Raw genomic sequence first — 7,625 nt, 5'->3', positions numbered from 1 at the left:
GGGCTGGGCCTGCGGCTTGAATCGCAGGCCCTGCCGGTCAGTGCTCCTTGATCTTGCCGGTACTCAGACCCTGCACCCAGTCGCTGACCGAATGCGGATGTGCCTCCCCGTTCCCCAGATCGACAAGGAACTGCGTGGCTGAGGCGAACTGCCCCGGTACAAGACCTGTGGCATAGCCGACCGATTCGAGAGCGTGCCGCGTCAGCTGTTTTGTGGGCTTGCCATGGGCGACATTGCCCACATCCTTGCCCAGGTTGATGACGCTGTCATATACCTTCTGGAGCGGGGTGACGGACGGGTTGAACACCTTGTGCCCGGCCACCGCGTTCCATGTGGGCTGGAAGAGATCGCGCAGGCCGGGGATTGGCGCCAGCTGATTGGCTAGCGCATGCTTGAAGACGAAGGTGGCCCACCATTCATCGTCATCCGGCCCATGGCCGCCCAGCGCCATCTTGATCGCCGCATCCCACATCGGGGCAATGGCGATCAGCCACCATGCGCGCGCGGCCAGCCGCCCCAGGCTACGGGGCTGGCGCACATCCTGCCCTGTGGCATCGCGATAGAGCGTGCGCTGGCGCTGATACTGCGCCGACATCTGGGTGTAGAACATCGTGAACAGCTTCGCGACCTCACCCCATTTCCCGGTGCCGCGCTGGATGGCCGCCAGATCCTTGGCCCCAGCCGAGCCCATGGTTTTTCGCACGGCCTTGTCTGCGGCGAACTTGGCGTCCGCATCGCTCAGCCCCTCGCTGATCCCCTTGTTATAGGCGCCAACCCAGACCGGCACCGAGACGCGTTGAACCATGAAGCCGATGCCATGAAACAGAAAGCGCTGCGCCTCGCGGATGTGGGCCGCCGCCTTGGTCAGAGGGCGCCCATCGTTCAGCTTGTCGATCTGCTTGCGAATATCATTGTCAAAATGCTCAAGGTGGGCGCGCACCTCGGGCGACTGTTCCAGCACATGGTTCACCGTGCCGCGATAGTCCTTGGCCATCGCCGCCATGCCCTGGGCCATCCACTTCTCGCCGATCACCTCGGTGCCATAGACCAGGCCGCTGGTATGCACGAGGATGGTGCTCGCGCGCAGGCCGAGGCCCACTGCTGTGGTATTTGCACGCAGGGCCTGAATGAACTTGCCGAACCCTTCATTGCCCGCGCGCTCGCTGGCCCACCGGTTGGCGATGAACTTCACCCACGGGCGGAACTGCTTGCGCACCTCTGGCCCCAGCGCCTCATCCACCGCCTGCATCACCCGCTCGCTAGTCAGGAAACGCCAGGCCTTCATCACCGCCTCGCGGTGGGTGATATCGTGGATCACCTCGCCCAGGTGCCGGTTGATCACCCCCATATCCAGCAGGATGGGTTTCTTCACCACCTCCTCGCGCGCCTTGGTGGCGCTGGCCGTCGTGTTGGCGCGGGTATAGCGTCCCTCGAAAAGATCGGCATCGCGGCCCCGGTTTTCCTCGGCCTTGTAATCCCGGGTCTCATCATAGATCGCCGGGTAATAGCCGCCCTGCATCTCGCCATGCGGGGTCAGGAACTTGAGCGGCTCGACCTTGTCAGGCGCTACGCCGTTGATGCGCTTCTCCATGGCCTCGATCTGGGGCCACAGCGTTTCGATGGTGTCCCACACGCCCTGCACATAGGTCCATTCCCCCTTGGTCAGTGTGCCATTGAGGAAGTCCATGATGGCGCCACGGTTCCAGCCATAGCCATCGGCCAGGCGCTGGAGGTTGCCCTCATTGCCGACGTTCAGCGCCATGGCGATGATCTGGTGTCGGCGCAGCTCCACCGGCGCCCCAGTCACCCGATACTGGAACGGTAACACCACCTTATCCTGCCAGCGGCCCAGATCCTCGCGCGGCACGGCCTCAAACAGGTTGCGGGTGCGGTGATAGTAATCGGCCAGCATGGCATCCTCGCGCGCCTGCGCATCAGCCACCGGGCGGAAGGCGATGCGGTTGAACACGCCATTGGGATCACCACCGTCGAGCCAGTCGAACACGGTTTCCATCCGCAACAGCGCGGCATCGATGCTGAGGATACCCGACTTGATCCGATCCCCCAGGCCCGGCTCGATCAGCGGCGCGGGCGGCCGCTGCCGTAGATGACTGGCGGCGTGGACCGCCTCCGCCTCGATATCGGCCCAGTCGCGCTCCTCCTGCCCGTCCAGCAGGCTTTGCTTCAGGCGGCCAAGATGCATCACCTGCGCCACCGCCTCGTCCAGCCCCATCAGGTTTTCGACAGACAGGCGGGTCCAATGCGTGCCCTTGATGGTCGCCTCGAAGCTGGCGGGCACCACGACATCATAGCCCTCGGCCTGCCGCGCCTGCGCCCATTCCGCCCATTTGTTCTGCCGATCCAGCAGCTTCTGGGTCGCCTCGACAAAGTTGACCTCGGCCAGCAGTGTCTGGGCCTGCTCCAGATAGGCCTGGTCGACTGACTTCATGGTCTTGCGCCGGGCGATCTTAGCCAGCCGATCCTTGGCCGCCTCCACCTGATCATGCGCCTCCTTGGCCTCGGCCAGCAGGGCCGAGGAAATCAGCTGCTGCTGCTTGGCCACCAGCGCAGCGCCCATATCACCCTTGACCAGCGCCGCCTCTGCCGCGCGCCCGGCCTTGGCCACATTGCGCGCATGGCGCGCGATCGCACCGGCGGAAGCTTCCTCCGCCACGATGCCGCCCCGCACCTTGTTGCGCGCCCACTGGCGGGCCAGAGAGTAGGGCGTCACATCCTGCCCGGTGCGGCGCGCGAGAGCGCGGGCCTCGGCGGCCAGAACTTCGCCCTGAAGCTGGTTGTTCACCGCCGCCTGCGCCTCGCGTTCGATCTCGCCGTTGTTGAACGGATCTGTGCCGTGGCGCGCTTCCATGGCCGCATCGGTGGCCGTATCGATCAGACGCTGACGCAAGCCGCGCTTGTCGCCCCCGGCCACGACCTCCTTATGCGCCCGCTCGGCGCCGATCAGCGTCTCAATCATCTGCTGCCCGGATGCGAACCCGGCCTGTTCCGCCAGATCATCGGCATTCATGCCCTTCTCGCGGGCAAGGGGCGGCACCATCCGGGGCAGCAGGTCAACGGCATCCTGCCCCAGCCGATCCGCCATCCACGATTTGGAGATGCCATTCTCCTTGGCCAGCCGGATCGCGGAGAGCAGGGGAGAGCGGTCGAGCTGCTCGGCCTGCTTGTCGCGTTCCTCGCGCCATTCGCGTTGATAGGCCGCCTGTTTGCTGCGGCGGATATCGGCCATGGTCTTGGCCATCAGCTGGCCGCCCGCTTCCTCGCGGGCGCGCTGCACCTGATCGGCATAGGCCGCGAACTCCGGCCCGGTCATCCCGGCTGATGCCGCATCGCGGAACAGCGGTTCCAGCTGCAACCGGTCCTGCGCCGCTGTGATCTCGTCATCGGTAGCGAGCATACGATCCATCACCTGGCGGATCTCCGGCGTGATCGGCGCGCGCAGGCTATCCACCTTGCGATAGATTGCCAGCATCCACCCCCTGAAGGTTTCGAAGAGGCGGGACAGGGCAGAGGAGGGCGCGCGTCCCTCCATCAGATAGCGCTCGGTGCCGCGCGCCCACAGCTCATGGGCATCGACCGGGATCACGCCATCCTCGCCGATGGCATGGCCTTTATCGGCAAACCAGCGCTTCACAGTTTCCCAGTCCTGCACCACGCCAGAAGCAATTGCAGGCAGCTGGGCAGCGCTGGCTACCGCATGCTCGTGATATTCGGTCGGGGTGAGAGCGAATCCCTGATCCATCGCGGCACGCCGCAAAGAGGCGTAATCCGTGAATTGCTTCATCCCCTGTGCCACGCCCTCTGGCACGTCAGCGAGATGCCCGGTCAGATATTTCTCTGCCTCCTGCCGTGGTAGGTCGATGTAATACAATTCACCGTCGGGGTTACGCCCGGCATAGTTTGCGGCGATCTCGGGATCTGTTGTGAAGTTGAGATGCCCGTCTTTGGTGTTCCCTTGGCGAGAAGAGCTTAGATCACCCTGGCCGCGATAGAGGCGCACCGTGTCCGCGCCCTCGGCGTCGGCCCGCAGCTCCTCAAGCCACTGGTGCCCCAACTCATGTAACAGCGTGGACAGGTTCCGCGCCTGGAATAGCTCGATTACAGGATGCTGACCCCCGAAGAGGATGCGCCCACGCGGCCCAGAGAAAGCCCCCTGATTGTAACCTTTCGGATCACGGATCATCCCCGCCATCGTGGAATAATCACGGGATCGCCCCTTGTTCTCCTTGAACCCAAACCGCTTGTAGAAGGATACAAGCCGCGAACGCGAACTGGCTCCGAATGACGTGTCTGGTGTCAGTAGCAGGCGCGCGCCGTTGGCATCGGCCCAATTGGCCAAGCGCTGCATAAACTCTGTGCCCACACCAGTGCCACGGCCAGCTTCTGAAGTGTCGATCAAATTGATCTCAGTGCCATATCGGCCATCGGTGATCTTGAGCGTGACACCGCGACTTGCAGCATCAGCTTGGATCTCAGCGAGCGTCTCGCCCTGTTCCAACGCGCGCGCGGCACCCTCGGGCAACTCCTCATAATTCAGGCCTGAATCGCTCCCCGGCTCCAGCTTGCCGATCGCCTCCCGGATCTGTTCATCCGTCATGCTGGCGGGATCATGGCCCTGGCTTTCCAGCATCTGGCGCAGATCCTCCGCCCATTGGCGGATATGGTCTGTCGTCGGCGCCTCGGCATAGCGTGGCGACCCCGCCAGCTCCTCGCCGATGGCATCCATCAGATGGTTGGTATCGAGCGTGGAGGGGCCATGCTCATTCTCGACATTGGCCAGCTCGGGGAAATAGCCCGCCTCGATCGCGGCGCGCAGCGTCGAATCGATACCGTAATCGCCCCGCCCCGACGGCGCGCCTGTGTTGAGGCCAAGTTCGGGATCACGCACCAACCGATTGCGGAACGGCTTGGCCCGGTGCCAGTCCTCGATGCCCATCGAGCGCAGGTCGCCACCATCATCGTTGATGCCGCCCCGGTCGGCGATGAACTCCAGCAGGCTCTTGCCGCCCTGGGTTGTGGCGGGCGCGCCCTTGCGCAGTGCATGGATGACAAGATCATTCACATCGGCCTGGCGCGCCTCCGGCGCCGGAGGCGTCCCGATCTGTCGCACCTCGGTTTGGAACTCATTACCTGTCAGGTCACGGCCCAGCCGGGCGGCTCGGGTCGCCTCGCGCATGGCGATCAGCTGAGCCTGCGCAGATGCTGCCGCCGGGGTGAAACCGTTCTGCTCCAGCTGTGCGGTAACGCGATCGACAATGCGCTGAATGGCGGCATTGCTGGCCTGCTGCCCCTGATCCGCCCCCGTGGCCCGCTCGGCCATCGTCTCCATCGCCTTGGGATAGCGCGCCTTCAGTTCATCAGCCTCGCGCTGGGACAGGCCGCCGGCGTCGAGCCGCATGTCATCCTTGAGTGCGGCAAAGGCCGGGGTGCCGGGCAGGGTGCCCAGGGCGAACTCCACCGGCAGCACCACATCGCCGCCAGTCGCCGCCGCTTCCCGCGCATGGTCTGCCCATTGGCTCATGGGATCTGTGAAGGGGTCGAAACCGTCCGATTGCAGGTAGGACTGGACCGCCTCACCGGGCACGAAGACATGGGTGGCGCCGTGCTGCTCACCCAGATCGCGGACGATGTCGTTGTACCCCTCGGGATCACGGGCGCGCAGCTGGGAATTCTGCGCCGCCTGCGCCATCGTCTCGATCACCGGCTGCGCCATGTCGGCGCGCACGATATCCGGACCCTCGGCGGCCACCCGGCGCCGCAGCTGCGCCGCCCCCGTGTTGAGCACATGCTCGATGCCGCCGATCGTCAGGTTGGAGATACCGCCCGCCACCAGCGTCTGCACGGCGGTGCTGGCCATATCCTCGGGCAGCTTCTCAAAGAAATCGCTGATCGGCTTGTTCTTGTTCTCCGGCAGGATCGCCCAGGCGCTGAAATCCTGTGCCACGGTGGAGAATTCTTCACCTGCCACCTCGCCAATCTGGCTGCGCAGAAAACGGGTCATCAGGCTGGAGCCGCCAGCAGTTGCTTTGAGAAACTGCAACTCGCCGACATATTCGCCAGCCGTTTCGGTGGCCGCATCGATGTTGGCATAGGCCGCTGCCTGTCCCCAGCTCAGCCCTTCATCGCGCGCCTTGTTGTAGCTCTGGCCGCCCTGAACGACACCGCCCGAGATCGCCCCGAGCGCCGAAGCACTCTTGAGGCCGAGCCCGACCGCGCGACCGCCAAGTCCTACCCCCAGCGCAAGGCCGGTTGAGGGCACATTGGAAACACCCCCAAGGATCTGGTCAGGCACCCATTCGCCAGTGTGCGGCATGGTGCGCATGGCATAGTCATTCGCATTGCGCCGCTGCTGGTCGAGCAGTTGCGAGGCACTCCCCCAGCCGATGCCATCGGTGACCATGCGGGCATAACCTGTTGCGCCCGAATAAAGGTTTGCCACACCGGCAAACAGTGCGCCACGGAGGTTCTGACCAACCGGCCCGGCTTCCCGCTTCAATGCCGGGGCCGCAGCTGTATTCCCCATCAGCGCGGCCATGCCAGCCATAAGCGGGCGGGCGATCAGACCGCTGGCGCCCATAGAGGAGGTGCCACCGTTCGCCCCCGAATTGTTGGTGCCCTGAAAGATGTCATCAATCACACCGGGCAGCGTGTTGGTCAGATGATCCCAGCTCTGGCCCAGCACATTGAGCCACTGGTGATCCCCAGCCGCAGCGGCGGCGGTGCGCGGGTTCTGCGCCAGATGCTGGCCGATGGCAGGATTCGCCTGTGCCATGCCCGCCATGCCCTGAGCGTTGATGCCGCGCTGCACATCGTCCAACCCATCCTCGATCATGGCGGGATGCTCACCCACCTGCCGGCCAAGCTGGTTGGCGCGCCCGATCTGAGCCGGATCGCCGCTGGTCAGCACCGCCTGATGGGCAGTGTCAGCATTCATCGCCGAGAGCGTGGCCGCTACCGGGTCAGAAGATGCAGGAGCGGCGGCCTGCTGGCGGCGCAGGCTGGCATAATAATCCCAAGGGATCTGAGGCTGGTTGGGCATAGCCTGGGGCTACGTCATGGATTTGTCCGAATGAATCGCCCTCAACTTGGGGATAAGTTTTTTGTCTGCAGAATACAGATCAAAATTTACCGTTGATTTATAATGATTGTTTCAGGCGTTCCCGAAATATTCCAAGAGTCGGGTGCACGCCCTACGGGACTCTTGGCACTCGCCGTGCTAAAGCGCCAGCAGACAAGGAAAAGGGGGCAGGTTGCAGCCCACCCCCTTCATCCGCCACCACGAATGCAATCGCCGGTGGGCAGAGCATCAATGCACGGGTTGCGTACTCGTTGGGCATCTGAAGTCAAGGCGATTGCGACCAACTCGGAGGCCGCAATGGCAAACTACAAATACAGCAAGTTCCTCAGCCAGTCCAATCATACCGCCTTTGATGCAATCCATCATCCGGGGCAGACCGCTCCCCATTCGGGGATCTACCGGTGCGAAGGGTGTGGCGTGAACGTGGTTTCAACCCATGGGCATGTTCTGCCCCCTCAGAACCACCACCAGCACACCTTCGCGCAGGGTACGATCAGATGGAGGTTGATTGCTGCGACCCACTGACCGG

General features: G+C 63.8%; 1 protein-coding gene. It reads right to left on the bottom strand.

The features are described 5' to 3' along the window. Nucleotides 1–37 precede the first annotated feature (37 nt). Nucleotides 38–7,057, bottom strand: a complete 7,020-nt coding sequence (locus tag SR3_RS25890; RefSeq protein WP_068092747.1) for an N-acetyltransferase — start codon at nt 7,055–7,057, stop codon at nt 38–40. Nucleotides 7,058–7,625: the final 568 nt, after the last annotated feature.

The sequence above is a fragment of the Novosphingobium rosa NBRC 15208 genome (assembly GCF_001598555.1).
GTDB lineage: Bacteria > Pseudomonadota > Alphaproteobacteria > Sphingomonadales > Sphingomonadaceae > Novosphingobium > Novosphingobium rosa.
The sequence above is the reverse complement of the archived record's forward strand: the minus strand, read 5'-3'. Positions and strand labels throughout refer to the sequence as shown.

Excerpts from the sequence above, each read along its gene's own strand:
- SR3_RS25890 (WP_068092747.1), bottom strand. The coding sequence starts at position 7,057 with ATGCCCAACCAGCCTCAGATCCCTTGGGATTATTATGCCAGCCTGCGC.